This is a genomic window from Sphingomonas sp. JC676 (genome assembly GCF_014489075.1).
Taxonomy (GTDB): Bacteria; Pseudomonadota; Alphaproteobacteria; order Sphingomonadales; family Sphingomonadaceae; genus Sphingomonas.
In genome coordinates this window covers 404,519-419,863 of the sequence record NZ_JACTGR010000001.1, presented here as the reverse complement: position 1 = coordinate 419,863, position 15,345 = coordinate 404,519, and the positions used below count along the sequence as shown (strand labels likewise).

At 65.8% G+C, this 15,345-nt stretch carries 17 protein-coding genes and 1 tRNA gene; 5 read left to right on the top strand and 13 right to left on the bottom strand.

The annotated features are described in order from the left end of the window. Positions 1-231: 231 nt before the first annotated feature. On the bottom strand, positions 232-906 hold the full coding sequence (locus IAG41_RS02010; RefSeq protein ID WP_187726898.1) for a TetR/AcrR family transcriptional regulator: 675 nt from the start codon (positions 904-906) through the stop codon (positions 232-234). A gap of 249 nt (positions 907-1,155) precedes the next feature. Here IAG41_RS02010 and IAG41_RS02005 point away from each other — a divergent pair, with 249 nt between their 5' ends. The 4 genes from IAG41_RS02005 to IAG41_RS01995 are packed head-to-tail and all read left to right on the top strand — an operon-like array spanning position 1,156 to position 5,482. Further along, the gene (locus IAG41_RS02005; protein WP_187726897.1) at positions 1,156-2,580 is read left to right on the top strand and encodes an efflux transporter outer membrane subunit; all 1,425 of its coding nucleotides are present in this window, start codon (positions 1,156-1,158) and stop codon (positions 2,578-2,580) included. A 30-nt stretch (positions 2,581-2,610) separates the two neighbouring features. Further along, positions 2,611-2,745, top strand: a complete 135-nt coding sequence (locus IAG41_RS23070; RefSeq protein WP_262408424.1) for a hypothetical protein — start codon at positions 2,611-2,613, stop codon at positions 2,743-2,745. A gap of 36 nt (positions 2,746-2,781) precedes the next feature. Next, positions 2,782-3,939: an HlyD family efflux transporter periplasmic adaptor subunit gene (locus IAG41_RS02000; protein WP_187726896.1), complete on the top strand. Its 1,158-nt coding sequence runs from the start codon at positions 2,782-2,784 to the stop codon at positions 3,937-3,939. Between the two features lie 7 nt (positions 3,940-3,946). Then, complete coding sequence (locus IAG41_RS01995; protein WP_187726895.1) at positions 3,947-5,482, top strand: DHA2 family efflux MFS transporter permease subunit; 1,536 nt, start codon at positions 3,947-3,949, stop codon at positions 5,480-5,482. 95 nt (positions 5,483-5,577) lie between these two features. Here the strand turns inward: IAG41_RS01995 and IAG41_RS01990 are convergent, their stop codons facing one another. The 5 genes from IAG41_RS01990 to IAG41_RS01970 form a co-directional block, all read right to left on the bottom strand. Further along, a complete protein-coding gene (locus tag IAG41_RS01990) occupies positions 5,578-5,823 on the bottom strand; it encodes an Arm DNA-binding domain-containing protein (protein ID WP_187726894.1) in 246 nt (81 codons plus the stop codon). Between the two features lie 205 nt (positions 5,824-6,028). Beyond that, positions 6,029-6,105: transfer RNA gene (locus IAG41_RS01985), tRNA-Met, on the bottom strand. 54 nt (positions 6,106-6,159) lie between these two features. Next, complete coding sequence (locus tag IAG41_RS01980; protein ID WP_187726893.1) at positions 6,160-6,681, bottom strand: 2'-5' RNA ligase family protein; 522 nt, start codon at positions 6,679-6,681, stop codon at positions 6,160-6,162. Next, a complete protein-coding gene (locus tag IAG41_RS01975) occupies positions 6,678-8,606 on the bottom strand; it encodes a potassium transporter Kup (protein ID WP_187727833.1) in 1,929 nt (642 codons plus the stop codon). Before IAG41_RS01975 ends, IAG41_RS01980 begins: the two co-directional genes overlap by 4 nt. Positions 8,607-8,773: 167 nt before the next feature. Beyond that, positions 8,774-9,244: an Lrp/AsnC family transcriptional regulator gene (locus IAG41_RS01970; RefSeq protein ID WP_316251067.1), complete on the bottom strand. Its 471-nt coding sequence runs from the start codon at positions 9,242-9,244 to the stop codon at positions 8,774-8,776. A gap of 136 nt (positions 9,245-9,380) precedes the next feature. Here IAG41_RS01970 and ald point away from each other — a divergent pair, with 136 nt between their 5' ends. After that, positions 9,381-10,484, top strand: a complete 1,104-nt coding sequence (ald, locus tag IAG41_RS01965) for an alanine dehydrogenase (protein WP_187726891.1) — start codon at positions 9,381-9,383, stop codon at positions 10,482-10,484. On the opposite strand, the gene IAG41_RS01960 is transcribed toward ald, so the two are convergent. The 7 genes from IAG41_RS01960 to ccmC are packed head-to-tail and all read right to left on the bottom strand — an operon-like array spanning position 10,481 to position 15,292. Further along, entirely contained in the window at positions 10,481-11,152 is a 672-nt protein-coding gene (locus IAG41_RS01960) for a tetratricopeptide repeat protein (RefSeq protein WP_262408423.1), read from the bottom strand. The genes ald and IAG41_RS01960 overlap by 4 nt on opposite strands. Continuing rightward, positions 11,149-11,556: a cytochrome c-type biogenesis protein CcmH gene (locus IAG41_RS01955; protein WP_187726890.1), complete on the bottom strand. Its 408-nt coding sequence runs from the start codon at positions 11,554-11,556 to the stop codon at positions 11,149-11,151. The genes IAG41_RS01960 and IAG41_RS01955 overlap by 4 nt, the downstream gene beginning before the upstream one ends. Beyond that, the gene (locus tag IAG41_RS01950; RefSeq protein WP_187726889.1) at positions 11,553-12,080 is read right to left on the bottom strand and encodes a DsbE family thiol:disulfide interchange protein; all 528 of its coding nucleotides are present in this window, start codon (positions 12,078-12,080) and stop codon (positions 11,553-11,555) included. Before IAG41_RS01950 ends, IAG41_RS01955 begins: the two co-directional genes overlap by 4 nt. Next, entirely contained in the window at positions 12,077-14,011 is a 1,935-nt protein-coding gene (locus IAG41_RS01945) for a heme lyase CcmF/NrfE family subunit (RefSeq protein ID WP_187726888.1), read from the bottom strand. Before IAG41_RS01945 ends, IAG41_RS01950 begins: the two co-directional genes overlap by 4 nt. Further along, positions 14,008-14,442, bottom strand: coding sequence for a cytochrome c maturation protein CcmE (gene ccmE / locus IAG41_RS01940; protein WP_187726887.1), 435 nt, complete (start codon positions 14,440-14,442; stop codon positions 14,008-14,010). Before ccmE ends, IAG41_RS01945 begins: the two co-directional genes overlap by 4 nt. Further along, a complete protein-coding gene (locus IAG41_RS23065) occupies positions 14,439-14,570 on the bottom strand; it encodes a hypothetical protein (protein ID WP_262408422.1) in 132 nt (43 codons plus the stop codon). The genes ccmE and IAG41_RS23065 overlap by 4 nt, the downstream gene beginning before the upstream one ends. Then, positions 14,567-15,292 (bottom strand): heme ABC transporter permease CcmC, encoded by a 726-nt coding sequence (ccmC, locus tag IAG41_RS01935; protein ID WP_187726886.1) that lies wholly within the window; start codon positions 15,290-15,292, stop codon positions 14,567-14,569. The genes IAG41_RS23065 and ccmC overlap by 4 nt, the downstream gene beginning before the upstream one ends. Positions 15,293-15,345 lie beyond the last annotated feature (53 nt).

Sequence of the window (15,345 nt, the reverse complement as noted above, 5' to 3'; positions counted from 1 at the left end):
TCAGCTTTCGGAAGACCCTATTTGGCTCCAAGTGACCGAATTGAGCGCAAGGCTGTACTTCCGGAAATGGCCGCTAGCGGTCCGGCAGCTTTCAGGACCAGATCGGCGGAAGCTGCCGTTCATTCATATTGTGCATCCGACTGTTAATCGAATAGCGGAGTTTGGCCGATTCCGGACCGGCGGTTTTTCCGGTTTCGAACGAGTAAAAGGTCCGTTGCCAACTTTATGTGCTCAATCTTCCGGAAGCGGAGTGACTGGTCCCGCAAGTTCGGCGCGAGGAACAAAGCTTTCAGGATTCCGGGCATAGGCTCGCAGAAAAAGCATCGCGGCACGGTGGGCCTGGGCATCCTTTACCTGGTTGCTCGGCTGCACGCTGAGGCCCCACATCCGCTCGAAATGCATCTCCGCGCCGCTGAGCGTGACGAGATCGATGCCTGCCTGCCTGAAGTCGGTCGTCCAGAGGATGTCGGCGAAATTCTCGCGCAGATATTCGCCGATGAGGCGCTGGGTCTCGCGCGGCCCGCGCTCGTAGAAGATTTTGCCCAGGTCCGGCCGCCGATCGGCGATCGGGCCGATCAGTCGGAACATCCCGACGGCCAGGGGTGAAACCGCGCGATCGATGATCGAGCGGCACAGGCGCGTCAGTCGCTCGAGCGGATCGCCCTCACCGACGGGCATATCGATCTGCGCGCGGATGCCCGAAGCGGTGTCGAGCACGACCGCCCCGAACAGCTCCTCCTTGTCGGAGAAGTGGCTCCACAGCGTGCGCTTCGAGCCGCCAAGCTGCGCGGCGATCGCCGACATGCTGGTGTTGTCGAAGCCGTGCTCGAAGAAATGCTGGCGGGCAACCGCGATGATCTGAGCCCGTTTCTCAAAGCGCTGGCTCTCGCGCTTACCGATCTGCATAGTGATCCTATGGTACGGGTTGGGTGCATATTCAAGATGTTTCAGCACCGCGATTCGCGGCAGAGGTGTGGCTATAAACGGTACCACACAGTATGCATTTTTGTCGCATTTTAATCTTACTGGCATTTAACTTATTGATATTAATGTGTAAATTAGTGGTACTAAAAGGTACCATTTAAATTGACAAGCATCTGCAAGAATCGCAAATAGTACAGGTACTCAACAGTACCTTAAAAAAGGATCTTGCATATGTCTGTCACCCGCAATCGCGGGCTGGCCTTGCTGTTGGCCGGCTCCGCGACACTATCCGCTTGCGCCTCGATCCCTGACCTCGGCACGCGTCCTGAGGTTCGTCCCGCCGGGCAGATCGCCTCCACTGAAAGCCTGCGCGGCCCTGTAGCCGAATGGCCGGCCCAGGGCTGGTGGAAATCCTATGGCGATCCGCAACTCGACCAGCTGATGGCGGAAGCCATCGCCGGATCGCCCGACCTCAAGGCGGCCGCCGCACGGCTGCGCACCGCGCAGGGCTATGCCCAGCAGGCCGGCGCGGCATTGCTGCCGTCGGTCGATGCCTCGGCCAGCATCGGTCTTGTCCAGCAGAGCGAGAATGAAGGCGTGCCCGCCGCCTTCGTGCCCAAGGGATGGCAAGACAGCGGCAAGCTGGGTCTCGGCTTCTCGTTCGATCTCGATCTCTGGGGCAAAAACCGCGCGGCGCTCGCCGCCGCCAGGCTGGATGCCGAGGCGGCGCGCTTCGAAGCGGAGGAGGCGCAGCTCGCGTTGACCACCAGCATCGCCGCCGCCTATGCCGATCTTGCCAAGCTCCACGCCCAGCGCGACGTGGTTGCCGCGATCGTCACCAACCGGAACGAAACGCTGCGGCTTGTCGCCGGGCGGACTCAGGCGGGGCTCGATAACCAAGCCGCGCTGAAACAGGCGCAGTCGCGCGTTCCGGCGGCGCGGGCCGAACTCGCCGCCGCCGACGAAGCGATCGCGCTGACCCGCAACGCCATCGCCGCGCTAACCGGCGCCGGCCCCGACCGCGCGCTTGCGATCACCCGGCCGAGCGTGTCGCTTGGCGGCGTCCGCGGCGTGCCAGCCGATGCGTCGATCGACCTGATCGGGCGGCGGCCGGACATCGCCGCGGCCCGTGCCGGCGTCGAAGCCTCGGCCAGCCGCATCAAGGTGGCGCGGGCGAGCTTCTATCCGGACATCAGCATTTCCGGACTGATCGGCCTGCAGGCGCTAGGCGTCGGCAATCTGCTGAAGGGCGGATCGACCTACGGCAATGTCGGCCCTGCGGTGAGCCTGCCGATCTTCCATGGTGGCGCGCTCGCCGGCCAGTATCGCGGAGCCCGCGGCCAATATGACGAGGCGGTCGCACGCTATGATGGCATCGTCGTGCAGGCCCTGCGCGAGGTCTCCGACGCGCTGGTCAGCCGCAACATGCTCGCCGTCCGCCTGGACGAATCGCGGCAGGCGCTGCGCGACGCGGAAGCGGCCTATGCGCTGGCCCGCACGCGCTACGGGCAGGGCTTGTCGAGCTATCTCGACGTGCTCAGCACCGAGGAGAATGTCCTCCAGGCCCGCAGCTCGGTCGCCGAGCTCGAGGTCCGCGCCTTCACCCTCGACATCGCCATGATCCGCTCGCTCGGCGGCGGTTTCGTCCGCGCCTGAGCCCAACCCCAACCCTGAAAGGAATCGACCATGTTCTCTTCCAAGCGCGCCGGATGGCGCGGCGTGCTGCGCTTCTTCGCGCTCAGCCTGTTCCTCAAAGTCGCATTCATCAGCGCCGCATTCCTGTTCGCGGCGGACCGGATCAGCGCGTTCCACCCGCTTTGATTTGAAACAACCAATTACGGATGAGGGATATTTCCAATGACCGAAGTTGCATTCCAGGATACCGAGACCGTCAAGCACATCGAATTCCCCCGCCCCGGGCGACCAGACCTCCGCGCGCGACGCAAGAGGCTGTTCCTCGGGCTGGGCGCCGCGCTCGCGGTTGCCGGAGCCGCTTATTGGGCGCTGGCCGATGGCGATCATGTCGCTACCGACAATGCCTATGTGAACGCCGATGCCGCCCAGGTCACGCCGCTGGTGGCGGGACCCGTGGCGTCGGTCGTGGTAGTCAACACCCAGACGGTCCGGCGCGGCGATATTCTGCTCCGCCTCGACGATACCGACGCCCGGCTCGCGCTGGCGCGCGCCGAAGCCGAATATCAGCGCGTGCGTCGGCAATTCGGCCAGGCGACCGCGACCAGTGGCGCGCTCGCATCGCAGGTCATGGCAGGCGAGGCCGACATCGCCCGGGCGCGCGCCCAGGTCGATATCGCGTCCTCTGCGCTGACCAAGGCACGGGTCGATCTCGATCGCCGCGCATCGGTTGCCGACAGCGGTGCCGTCTCGGGCGAGGAACTGACCTCCGCGCGCAACGGCTTTACGACCGCACAAGGCAATCTCGCCCAGGCACGGGCGGGACTCGCCCAGGCGCTGGCCGCGCGCGGCGCGGCTCAGGGCTCGCTGGCGGCGAACAATGCACTGATCACCGGCGCCTCGGTCGACACGCATCCGGACGTGCTCGCCGCCAAGGCGAAGCTCGATCAGGCGCGGATCGATCTTGCCCGCACCGTGATCCGCGCGCCGATCGACGGCGTCGTCACCAATCGCCAGGTGCAGATCGGCCAGCGGATCAATGCCGGCGCGGCGGTGATGACGATCGTCCCGGTCCGTGCGGTCTATGTCGACGCCAATTTCAAGGAGGGCCAGCTCGGCCGCGTCCGCGCTGGCCAGCCAGTCACGCTGACTTCAGATCTCCATGGTGCGGGCGTCGTCTATCATGGCCGCGTCGCCGGCTTCTCGGGCGGCACCGGTTCGGCCTTCTCGTTGATCCCGGCGCAGAACGCGACCGGCAACTGGATCAAGGTGGTCCAGCGTCTGCCGGTGCGCATCACGCTCGATCCCGCGGAGCTCGCCGCGCATCCGCTGCGCGTCGGCCTCTCGATGGAGGCCGAGATCGATGTCGCGGGCAAGGAGTGAGGCGGCCATGACCACGCATGCATCCGCACCTCAGCCGCTTACCGGCACCACCCTGGTGCTCGCCGGCGTGGTGCTGGCGGTGACCAACTTCATGGTGGTGCTCGACACCACCATCGCCAATGTCTCGGTCGCCCATATCGCCGGCGGGCTGGGCATCTCGTCCAGCGAAGGCACCTGGGTCATCACCTCCTATGCGGTGGCGGAGGCGATCTGCGTGCCGCTCACCGGGTGGCTCTCCAAGCGCTTCGGCACGGTGCGGGTCTTCGCGGGCGGGATGATGGGCTTCGGCGTCTTCTCGTTCCTGTGCGGAACTGCGACCAGCCTGACCGCGCTGGTCGCCTTCCGGATCGGACAGGGGATCTGCGGTGGCCCGCTGATGGCGCTGTCGCAGACCTTGCTGCTGCGGGTATTCCCCAAGGACAAGCACGCCATGACCATGGGCATCTGGGCGATGACCACCCTAACTGCGCCGATCTTCGGCCCGATCCTGGGCGGCACGATCAGCGACAGCTGGGGCTGGCACTGGATCTTCTTCATCAACGTCCCGGTGGCGATCGCCTGCTCTTTGACCGCCTGGGTGGTGCTGCGCCGCGCCGAGACCGACCGGGTGAAGGAACGGATCGACGGCGTCGGTCTCTGCCTGCTCCTCCTCTGGGTGGGCGCGCTGCAGCTGATGCTCGACCTTGGCCGCGAGCATGACTGGTTCGGGTCGACGATGATTACGCACCTCGCGATTGTCGCTGCGGTGGGCTTCGTCATCTTCCTGATCTGGGAGCTTACCGAGCGGCAACCTGTGGTCGACCTGCGCCCCTTCCGTCATCGCGGTTTCACCGTCGCGGTCACGGCCCTGGTCTTCGCTTATGGTACCTTCTTCGCCAGCCTGGTGGTGATCCCGCAATGGCTGCAGGGCGCGATGGGGTACACCGCGACCTGGGCGGGCTATGCCACCGCCTTCAACGGCGTCGCGGCGGTGATCATGGCCCCGGTCGTTGCCAAGCGCATGGTCACGGTCGATCCGCGCCGGTTGGTGTTCGTCGGCATCCTCTGGCTGGGAGGGACCTCGCTGCTTCGCGTCTTCTGGTGGAACAGCGGTTCGGACTTCTGGACGCTGGCGCTACCCCAGTTGATCCAGGGCGCGGGGATGCCCTTCTTCTTCGTACCGCTAACCACCATCGCGCTGGGAGCTGTCGACGAGGAGGAGACAGCGTCGGCGGCGGGCGTCATGAACTTCCTGCGCACCATGGCCGGCGCGGTGGCCGTCGCGATCTCCACCACGCTCTGGTATGACGGCGCGCAGGAGAAGCGCGCGTCGCTGTCGGGCATGCTCAACGGCGCACAAGCGACGATAGACCAGTTCGTGGCGCGCGGCTTCAGTGTCGAACAGGCGCGGCTGATCGTCAGCCAGACGGTCGACAAGGAGAGCGTTGCGCTCGCGACGGGCCAGACATTCGTGCTGGCGTCCGGCATCTTCGTGATCGCCGCGCTGATCATCTGGCTGGCGCCGCGACCGACACGTGCCGTCGACACAAGCGCTGCGCACTGATCGATTGCGAACGTTCTGCTTTCCAGGCGAGCATAGCCCGCCTGGAAAGTTCAAATCTCGGAACGGAGCAGAAGGTGGCTGCAGACTTCTTGCGGTCATTCATGCTCCGCGACGCGGCCTGGATCACCGGGCCGCAGCGGACATTCGCGAATAGCTGCGAGCGCCACCTCGGGATATTTGCCGAAGCTGAGGAGCTTCTCCTTGCCGTCGAATCGATATTTGAGTCGCCACAATTTCGGTCCGTTGGGCTGGACGAGGAGGTACAGGCCGCCGCCGTCCGACAGCTTGAAGGGCCGCTGCCGGCGCTGGGTGTATCTGACCTCGAGTTCCTTCAACGGCACGTGGGGGTATCGCCCGCTTTATCGAACAAGCAAAAAGTACCCCCAATGGTACCCCCCAATTCAAATCGACGTGGCGAAATCGAGTGGGACCCACACGGACGGCGCCGATCGCGATCGGACGCCAGAAATACTTGAATTAAAAGAGAAAAAACATGTCACCGGATGAAATGGGACGATGCTGGACCAAGGGACGGTATGAGTCCCTTGGTAGCGGAGGAGGGACTTGAACCCCCGACCCCAGGATTATGATTCCCGTGCTCTAACCAACTGAGCTACTCCGCCCCGCATAGGGCTCGCCGAAGCGAGGGGGCCACATAGGTCCGGCCCACGCGCCGGTCAAGCGAACATATGCCGCGAATGCGCCTCCCACGGCCCGCCGCGATACCACCAGCTCGCCAGCCCCGCGATCCGCAGCGGCCGGGGTGCGAATCCGGGGCGCAGCGCGTCGAGCAACGCCTTGGCGTCGCGCCGTTCGACCTTGTTCTGGATGGTGACGTGCGGCCGCCAGCCCGCGCGGTCCAGCGGCATCAGCATCGGTGCGAATGCCTCGGCGAGATCGGCGCGCAGCGCCTCCAGCTCCTCCGACACGATCCGGAACGCCGCGCCCGCTCCCAGGTCGATCACCCCCGCCATGGCCGCGGACGGGGCGCGCTGGCCCCGTGTCGCCGCCGACAGCCGCTGCTTGAGCTCGCCCGCCAGTTGCGGAGAGAGGTGATGGAACAACGTGCAATGGGCCGGCACCTGGTTGCGCTCGGCCGGATAGTGCCGACGCCTGAGGCCGTCGAGAAAGGCGAAATCCTCCGCCCCGAACAGCGCCGTCACGATCAGCGGTGCAGGCGGCGGGGCGGACGCGGTCAAATCTCGACCTGGCTCCCCAGCTCGACCACGCGGTTGGTCGGCAGGCGGAAGAATTCCATCGCGCTTTCGGCGTTCCTCAGCATCCAGGCGAACAGCTTCTCCCGCCAGATCATCATCCCCGGCCGCGACGATGCGAGCAACGTCTGGCGCGCCAGGAAGAAGCTGGTCTCCATCATCTTGAACTCGGCGCCGCAGCCGCTGACCTGCTTGAGCGCGGCCGGCACGTCCGCCTCCTGCATGAAGCCATAATACAGCACCATGCGGTGGAAGCCGCGCCCGAGGTCCTCGAGCTTGAGCCGCTTCTCCTCGGGCACATAGGGCACGTCGGCAATCTTCACCGTCAGCAGCACCACGCGCTCGTGCAGCACCTTGTTGTGCTTGAGGTTGTGGAGCAGCGCATGCGGCACGCCGTCGGGCGTCGAGGTCATAAACACCGCCGTGCCAGGCACGCGCGTCGCCGAGGTCGCGGCCGAATCGATGAAGATCTTGATCGGCATCGCGCTCTCGCGCAGCCGCGCGATCATCAGCTTGCGGCCCTTCGACCAGGTGGTGAGCAGGGTGAAGATCACCAGCCCGACCAGCAGCGGGAACCAGCCGCCATCGGGCACCTTGGTCAGGTTCGCCGCGAAATAGGCGAGGTCGACCGTGAAGAACAATGCGAGCAGCGGGATCGCGTAACGCTTCTTCCAGTTCCACAGGTTGAACAGCACCACCGCCAGCAGGCAGTTGTCGATCAGCATCGCGCCGGTGACGGCGATGCCATAGGCCGCGGTCAGGTTCGACGAGGTCTGGAAGGTCAGGACGAGCAGGATGACCATCGTCATCAGCGCCCAGTTGACCAGCGGGATGTAGATCTGCCCGGCGGTCGACGCGCTGGTATGGTCGATGCGCAGCCGCGGCACGAAGCCCAGCTGGATCGCCTGCTGCGTCACCGAGAAGGCGCCGGAAATGACGGCCTGCGACGCGATGATCGCCGCCATGGTCGCCAGCACCACCAGCGGAAGCTGGAGCGCGTCCGGCGCCAGCAGATAGAAGGGGCTGGTGATCGCCGCATGCCCCTCGCGCATCAGCAACGCGCCCTGCCCCATATAGTTGAGGATCAGGGCGGGGAGCACGAAGAACAGCCACGAGATACGGATCGGATTGCGCCCGAAATGGCCCATGTCCGCATAAAGCGCTTCCGCACCGGTCACGGCCAGCACGACCGATCCCAGCGCCAGGAACGCCGGCAGCGGATCCCGGGCGAAGAACTCGACCGCGTGCAGCGGCGATAGCGCCCATAGCACCGTCGGGCTCTGGACGATGCTGAGCACGCCCAAGGTCGCGATCACCGCGAAATAAAGTAGCATGATCGGACCGAAGAGCAGGCCGACGCGCGCCGTGCCAGTACTCTGGATCGAGAAGAGCATCACCAGGATCACTACCGCGATCGGCACCACCAGGCCGCCAAAGCCTGGCGCGGCGACCGCAAGGCCTTCTACCGCCGACAGCACCGACACCGCCGGGGTGATCATCGAATCGCCATAAAAGAGCGCGGTCGCGAACACGCCGAGCAGCACGATCCCCGCCGTCCAGCGCTTCTGCCCGCCGGAGCGGCCCGAGATCAGCGCGAGCAGCGCCAGGCTGCCGCCCTCGCCCTTGTTGTCGGCGCGCATGATCACGCTGACATATTTCAGCGTCACCACCGCCATCATCGACCAGAACATCAGGCTGATCACGCCCATGATGTTCGCTTCGTCGAGCGTCAGGTGATGGTGGCCGTGGAACGTCTCACGGAATGCGTAGAGCGGGCTCGTGCCGATATCGCCGAAGACGATGCCGATCGCGCCGAGCGCGAGCTTCCACGTGGCGTCCTTGGCATGACCATGGCCGTCATGCAGATCGTGCTGGGCGGGAAGCGCATCTGCGCTTCCGCTTGCGGGGATGTTCACTGGCGCGGCGTTCGCGCGCTGGAGGTAACGGACCTGGTCATGGCGACCTGATTTCTTGTCCTGCTCAAAGTCCGCGCGCCGTTAGCACGTGCAACATTGGCTAGCAACGCGCATCGTTACGGCAGACGCGCGACCGGCGTCTGGGTTCCACTATAAGATAGTTATCGCGCACCGCTAAACAATGCATCGGCCTCGCTGCGCGTCGGCACTTCGCGCAGCACGAAACTGCTGTTGATCGTTACAACTCCCGGCAAACGGCCCAGATGTTCACGGTGCAGCCGCTCGTAATCATCGAGGTCGCGGCACAGGATCTTGAGCCGATAATCCTGTCCGCCCGAGACCAGCGCGCACTCGACCACGCCGTCGATCGCTCCGACCGCTGTCTCAAAATGAGCAAGATCCTCTTCCACCTGCGTGCCCAGCGTGATGTCGACCAGCGCCGTCACGCGGAACCCGAGCCGCCGATGGCCGAGTCGCGCGCCGTAGCCGAGTACCTGCCCCGACGCCTCCAGCGCTTGGATCCGTCGCGTGCAGGCCGATTGCGAAAGCCCGGCATACGCGGCGATCTGGCTCACCGAAGCCCTTGCGTCGGCGGCCAGCGCCTTAAGGATTGTCGCATCGATTCTGTCCACGACGCATGAATATCCCGTCCCAATGCCGCTGTCCGCATATTTATGCGTTTTATCCCGCGCCGCCGCCAAACTTTGCAAGGATTCGCGCTGGCCCGTTCGGATAGGATATGTCCAGACAACTTCCAGGAGAGTCCCCATGCGCGTCGGCGTTCCCAAGGAAATCAAGAATCACGAATATCGCGTCGGCCTGACGCCCGCCTCGGTCGCCGAGCTGGTCCATGCCGGCCACGAAGTGCTGGTCGAGACCAAGGCCGGCATGGGCATCGATTTTGACGACGAGGCCTATACCAAGGTCGGCGCCAGGATCGCGCCCGACGCGGCGTCGGTGTTCGCCGGCTCGGACATGATCGTGAAGGTCAAGGAGCCGCAGCCGCAGGAAATCGCGATGCTCGAGCCGCGCCACCTGCTCTTCACCTATCTACACCTCGCCGCCGACAAGCCCCAAGCCGAGGGTCTGATGGCATCGGGTGCGACCTGCATCGCCTATGAGACGGTGACCTCGAACTCGGGCGCCCTGCCCCTGCTGAAGCCGATGAGCGAAGTCGCCGGCCGCATGTCTATCCAGGTCGCCTCGCATTATCTCGAAAAGGAACAGGGCGGCCGCGGCGAACTGCTCGGCGGCGTACCCGGCGTGGCGCCCTGCAAGGTCGCGATCCTCGGCGGCGGCGTCTCGGGCATCAACGCGGCGCAGATGGCAACCGGGCAGCGCGCCGACGTGACGATCTATGATATCAGCAACGAGCGCCTTGCCGAGCTCGACATGCATTTCGGCAGCCAGATCAAGACTGCCTATGCCAGCAAGGCCGCGATCGCCGAGGCAGTGGCCCGCAGCCAAGTCGTGATCGGCGCTGTGCTCGTTCCCGGCGCGGCGGCGCCCAAGCTCGTCACCCGCGACATGCTCAAGACGATGATGCGCGGATCGGTGCTGGTCGATATCGCGATCGACCAGGGCGGCTGCTTCGAGACCAGCCACGCCACCACGCACGACAATCCGGTCTATGAGATCGACGGTATCATCCATTATTGCGTGGCGAACATGCCCGGCGCGGTCGCCCGCACCTCGGCCTTCGCGCTTAACAACGCGACGCTGCCGTTCGTGCTGAAGCTGGCGAACCTCGGCGCCGAGGCGGCGATGAAGGCCGACAAGCACCTTGCCAACGGCCTCAACGTCTACAAGGGCAAGATCGCGTTCAAGGCGGTCGCCGACGATCTCGACCTGCCGTACGAGGCCTGGGCCTAAGGTTTGGCCGGGGTGGGCGCGGGCTGCGGCCCCGCCTGCCCTGCCTTCGCCGCCAGCAGCCGATCAAGCAGGAATAGCCGGAGGACCAGCTCGCCCCGATAGCTCGCCTTTTCCGACGTGAGCTGCACCGCCTTGAGCCAGAACGTCCGCGCCTCGGCATATTTGCCCTCGCGGATCAGCGCCAGCCCATAGAAAAAGGGCGGCCCGGGGTGCTGCGGCCATAGCGTCATCGCCCGTTCGAAAGCGAAGCGCGACGCGGGCGAGACCTGGTTGCCATCATGCTCGGCCAGCGCCAGGCCATACCCGCTCCACAGCGCGACATCGTTCGGCATCTTGCGCACCGCGCCCTGCCAAACCGCAATGGCGAGATCGGGCTTGCCCGAAAGCGTCATCCGATCCGCCGCCATGGCGTAGGACCAGGCATTGGTGCCGAACTTGCCGAAGATCGCCTCTCGCAGCGCAACGAGATCAGGATCGAGCTGGCCCGCTTGTGCTTCCGCCGCCACCGGATGGCCGGCCAATCCGGGGCTCCCCTGCCAGGCATAGCCCGCCGCGCCCAGCATCAGCGCGGTGGCCGGAATCGTCCACAGCTTGCGCGGATAGCCGGTGCGCCACAGCACCAGAACCGTGACCAGCGCGATCGCTAGGAGTAGCAGCCAGCCCATCATGCCCTCCGCCTGCGGAACAGCCGCCGCGCAAGGAACAGCCCCGCCACGATCAGCACGATCGGGGTCAGCCAGAGCGGCGCCGTCACCCAGCTCAGCGGCGGATCATAGGTGACATAGTCGCCATAGCGCTGGACCAGCCATTTGCGGATCGCCTCGGGCTTCTCGCCCTTGGCCACGCGCTCGCGCACCAGTGCGCGCATGTCGCCCGCCATCTCGGCGTCACTGTCGGCGATCGATTGGCCCTGGCACACGAGGCAGCGCAAAGTCTCCATCAGCGCCTTGGCCTTGGCCTCCTGCACCGGATCGGGAAGCTGGCTGTAGGAAAGTGGCGACGGCGGCAGCTTCGAATCCGCCAGCACAGGCGTTGCCGCCAGCAGTGCCAGGCCAAGCGCGAGCAGCCTCACTTCGCCTTCTCCAGCTCGGCGAGCAGCTCGGGCACATTCTCTTCGCGGACGTCGCCGATATGCTGATAGGCGATCCTGCCCCGCGCATCGATCACGAAGGTCTCCGGCACGCCCGACGATCCGAGCGCGAGCTGCGCCGCGCTCGCCTTGTCGTCGCCGATCCGTGTGTAGGGATCGCCGTTCTGCTTCAGGAATGCCTGCACCGCTTCGCCCGTGTCGCGAATGGCGATCGCGTCGATCTCGGCCCCCGCCGCCTTGAGCTTCATCAGCTGCGGCGCCTCGGCGATACACGGGATGCACCAGCTCGCGAAGACGTTGAGCAGCCGCGGCTTGCCCTTGCCGAAATCCATGGTGGCGATGCCGGCCTTACCCGGTACCAGCGCCGGAAGGTTCATCGCCGGCATCGGCTTGCCGACCATTGCCGAATGCACCATCCGCTCGCCCGGCTTCACGAGCCCGCTCGTCACCAGCGCGAAGATCAGCGCGAACAGCGCCAGCGGCAGCCAGATCAACACCCGCCTCATGCGTAATGCTCCGCATGGGCGTCGCGCATCTCGCGGCGCACTCGGCCGATCAGCGCCAGCGCACCGCCCAGTGCGATCAACGCGCCCCCGCCCCAGATCAAGGTCACGAAAGGCTTCCACCAAAGGCGAAGCTGCCAGCGCCCCCCGCCGTCGCCGGCGCCCAGCACAGTGTATAGCTGCCCGTCGAGCAGGGTGCTGATCGCCGCTTCGCTCGTATTGGTCGGCGGATTGGCGAAGAAGCGCTGCTGCGGCATCAGCTCGAACGGCGTGCCATCCCCGCGCTGTACCTTCAGCCGCGCCTCCAGCGCCGACCAGTTCGGTCCAACGATCGGCCGCACTTCGACCAGAGTCACCCGGAACGGCCCCACCGCCAGATTGTCGCCGACATGCACTGCCGCGAGCCGCTCGGTCTTGAACGCGCTATCCGCCGCCATGCCGCACAGGCTCACCGCCACGCCCAGATGCGCGATCACCATGCCCCAGACATGCAGCGGCGTGCGCTTGAGGTTGCGCTTCCACAGCGGCGCCACGCTCGCCGCCGCCAGACCGGCCGCAAAGGCGATCCCGAACACCGAGAGCAGCGACGTGCCGCCCGCCAGCACGAACACCAGCGCGAAGCTGATTCCCGCCACCGCCACGGGGATCGTCACGCGACCGAGCAGCGCATTGAGATTGTCGCGCCGCCAGCGCAGCAGCGGCCCCGCGCCGGTCGCCGCGACCAGCAGCAGCGCGACCGGCCCCACCGCTTTGTCGAAGAACGGCGCGCCGATCGAAAGCTGCACGCCCGCCGCCTGCGCGATCAACGGATAAAGCGTCCCGATAAAGACCACCCCGAGGATAACCGTCAGCAGCAGGTTGTTGAGCACCAGCGCGCCCTCGCGGCTGACGATCTCGAAGGTCGATCCCTGCTTCACCGTGCCCACGCGCGCGCCGAACAGCGCAAGCGCGCCGCCGATATAGATGCCCAGCAGCGCGAGGATGAAGGTGCCGCGCGTCGGATCGACCGCAAAGGCATGGACGCTGACCAGAATGCCCGAGCGCACCAGGAACGTCCCGATCATCGACATTGAGAAGGCGACTACCGCCAGCATCAATGTCCAGGCGCGCAGCCCGTCGCGGGTTGCCAGCACCGTCACCGAATGGAGCAGGGCCGTCGCCGCCAGCCAGGGCATCAGCGATGCGTTCTCGACCGGATCCCAGAACCACCAGCCGCCCCAGCCGAGCTCGTAATAGGCCCAGTAGCTGCCCGCGGTGATCCCGATCGTCAGGAAGATCCACGCCGCCAGCACCCAGGGCCGCATCGCGCGAGCAAAGGCCGGCCCGACGTCGCGCATGAGGAGCGCGCCCACCGCAAAGCTGAAGGCAACCGACAGCCCGACATAGCCGAGGTAGAGCGTCGGCGGATGGAAGGCCAGGCCGGGGTCCTGGAGCAACGGATTGAGCCCCTGCCCATCCGCCGGCGCCGGATTGACGCGCACGAACGGGTTCGAAGCAAAGGCGAGAAAGGCATAGAAGCCCAGCCCGATCGCAGCCTGCGCGCCCAAAGTCGCTGCCAGCGTTCCCGCTGCCAGCCGTCGCTCGAACAGCGCCACGCCCGCCCCGGCAATCGCCAGCACGGTGACCCAGAGCAGCATCGAGCCCTCATGGTTTCCCCAGGTACCCGAGATCTTGTAGAGCAAGGGCTTCATCGAATGGCTGTTCTCGACGACGAGCAGCACGGACATGTCGCTGCGCACGAACACCGCGATCAGCAGTCCGAATGCCAGCACCGCCAACAACCCCTGGACGAGTGCGGTGCGCCTGAGCGCCACCATCAGCTCCTCGCCCCGGCCGACCGCCGCGCCCTTGGCCGCACCCCAGGCGAGCAGGATCTGCACGACCGCGAATGCGCTCGCCATCCAGAGCGCGGCAAGACCCGCCTCGGCGATCATCGTTCGAGCGTCTCGGTCTTGTGCATCTTGCCAGCCATTTGCGGCGGCATGTAGCGCTCGTCATGCTTGGCGAGCAGATTGTCGGCCGCGAAGCTGCCGTCGGGATTGAACTTGCCCTCGGCCACCACGCCCGATCCCTCGCGGAACAGGTCCGGGGTCACGCCGCGAAACGCCACCGGTACCTTGGCTTGGCCGTCGGTGACGGTGAAATGGATCGAGACCCCATCCGCCTCGCGCTTGAGCGATCCGGTCTCGACCATGCCGCCGAGCCGCACGGCCTTGCCCAGAGGCAGCGGCTTCCCGGCCACATCGCCCGGCGCATAGAAGAACGCCGCCTGATCCTTGAGCGCCGACAAGGCGAGCAATCCGGCGCCGACAATCGCGGCGAGCGCGAGCAGGCCCAGCACGAGCCGTTGGTGCTTTGCCTTCACTTGTCGCGCCTCAGCGAATCCGCCGTGGCTTCAGCGCGGCGCATCGCCACGAAGCTCAGCAGCGCCAGCCCGCCCGTGCCGAGCACGGTAACCACATAAGCGGCCGCCACGAACGCCCAATGGTTCATTGCGCCGCCATCCGGCGCATTCGCGCCTCGACCTTCTGCGTCGCGAGCATCGCCCGCATCCGCATCAGCACCACACCCGCGAACAACAGGCTGAACCCACCCAGCGTGAAGAAGAGCGGCCACAGCATCGACTTGTCGATCGACGAGCTGGTGAGGCCGATGCTCTGCCCCTGATGCAGCGTGTTCCACCAGATCACCGAATAGCGGATGATCGGCAGCAGCACCGTCCCCGCGACCCCGAATAGCGCCGGGATTCGGCCGTCGCCGCCGCGATCCGCATCGGCACGGGCGAGCGCGATATAGGCGATATAGACAAAGAACAGCAGCAGCATGCTGGTCAACCGCCCGTCCCATTCCCACCAGGTGCCCCAGGTCGGACGCCCCCAGATCGAACCGGTGATCAGGCAGAGCGCCGCGAACACCGCGCCCGCCGGCGCGATCGCGCGCGCGGCGATGTTCGCAAGCGGATGCCGCCAGACGAGATAGCCCAGACTGGATGCGGCCAGCGCGCTCCATCCGCCCATCCCCAGCCAGGCGGCGGGAACATGGATATAGAGGATCCGCACCGTCTCCTTCTGGAGATAGTCGGGCGGCGTCAGCGTCAGCCCCGCCCAGCCACCGAACACGGCCAGCGCGAGCCCGACCCAGAACAGGATCGGCGTCAGCGGTCGCGCGATCTTCAGGAAGCGCGCGGGATTGGCGAGAGCGTGGAGCACGGGCACGGCGGGGGATTAGCGGGGTTCTTCCGAGGAATCCATGGTGCGGGCGTAACCGT